Below are 1,429 nucleotides of genomic sequence, written 5' to 3'. Positions count from 1 at the left end.
AAATATTGGTCGATTTTCTTACCTACAAGATTCTTATAAGTTCTAAGTTTAATTGTTTGATTCATAAACTGAACGTATAAAAAGCAATTACTTTTTAAAGTAATTACTGTTAGTGCATCATTCTTTCTGTAATTTCGCCTGAGCTGGAAAAGGTGCAGGTCAAAGTTTATCCTTTTGATTTACCGACCAAAGTAAATTGAAAGAGGAACCACAATGACCTGCGATATACAGGATAGATCGATTGGCGATGTTTTGGAATTATTGATTGAGCAAGGCTTGGACGGTACAGCCGAAGCGATCAGTATTTTACTCAATGAAGCCATGCGGTTAGAGCGAGAGCGGCACCTTGGAGCAGGCCCCTGGGAGCGTTCAGAAGAGCGCCAAGGTTACGCCAACGGTTATAAGAAAAAGTCGCTACAGAGCCGATTCGGGATGCTCGATTTAAGTATACCGCAAACCCGCGACACGGATTTTTATCCAAGTAGTTTAGAGCGAGGTTTACGCTCTGAGAAAGCGCTGAAGCTGGCATTAGCAGAAATGTATGTGCAAGGCGTGTCGACGCGTAAAGTGGCACGTGTGACTGAAGAGCTGTGCGGTTTTGAAATCAGCTCTACTCAGGTAAGTCGCGCCGCACATGAGCTTGATGTACATTTGCAGCAATGGCGAGAGCGGCCGCTTGGCAATTTCCCGTATGTCGTGCTTGATGCACGTTATGAGAAAGTACGACACGGTGGCTCTGTAATTGATTGTGCCGTTTTAGTCGCGATGGGCGTCAATGAATCAGGACATCGAGAGCTTTTAGGTTGCTCGGTATCGCTTTCAGAGCAAGAAGTCCATTGGCGAGATTTTTTGCTCAGCCTGAAAGATAGAGGTCTGCACGGCATGAAACTCTTTGTTAGCGACGCCCATGAAGGGCTAAAAGCGGCACGCAAGAGTGTATTTCCGAGTGTACCGTGGCAGCGTTGCCAGTTCCACTTGCAACAAAACGCGCAAAGCTATGTGCCCAAGCAGGCCATGAAAGCACAAGTGGCGGACGACATTCGCAGTGTCTTTGATGCAAAAACACCGGATGAAGCAAAACGCCACATTGAGTTGCTCTGTAAGAAGTATGAGAAAAGCGCGCCTAAGCTCGCAGTATGGGCCGAAACGGCGCTTCCTGAAGGGTTAGCTGTATTAGCTTTGCCTGCGGGGCATCGTCGCCGTTTGAGAACAACCAACGCACTTGAGCGCGTGAATAAAGAAATCAAACGCCGTACGCGCGTTGCAACTTTATTTCCAAACGAGGCCTCTTGCCTCAGATTAGTCACAGCGGTGATTATGGAGATATCGGACGAATGGAGCTCTGGTAAAAAGTACCTGACCATGGATGGAGCTGAATAGGTGAAATCAGAGGGTAAACTGGAAATTACAGACGAATTGTTGCTTTATC

The 1,429-nt window shown here is 46.7% G+C and carries 1 protein-coding gene; it reads left to right on the top strand.

Annotation, left to right across the window (positions count from 1 at the left end):
- Positions 1–213: 213 nt before the first annotated feature.
- Positions 214–1,380: an IS256 family transposase gene (locus tag CWB65_RS19080; protein WP_138741255.1), complete on the top strand. Its 1,167-nt coding sequence runs from the start codon at positions 214–216 to the stop codon at positions 1,378–1,380.
- The last annotated feature ends 49 nt before the right edge of the window (positions 1,381–1,429 follow it).

The organism is Pseudoalteromonas sp. S554, from assembly GCF_005930865.1.
GTDB classification, from domain to species: Bacteria; Pseudomonadota; Gammaproteobacteria; order Enterobacterales; family Alteromonadaceae; genus Pseudoalteromonas; species Pseudoalteromonas marina.
Note: the sequence above shows the minus strand (reverse complement) of the source record. Positions and strands in the feature narration are given on the sequence as shown.

Excerpts from the sequence above, each read along its gene's own strand:
- CWB65_RS19080 (WP_138741255.1), top strand. The coding sequence starts at position 214 with ATGACCTGCGATATACAGGATAGATCGATTGGCGATGTTTTGGAATTA.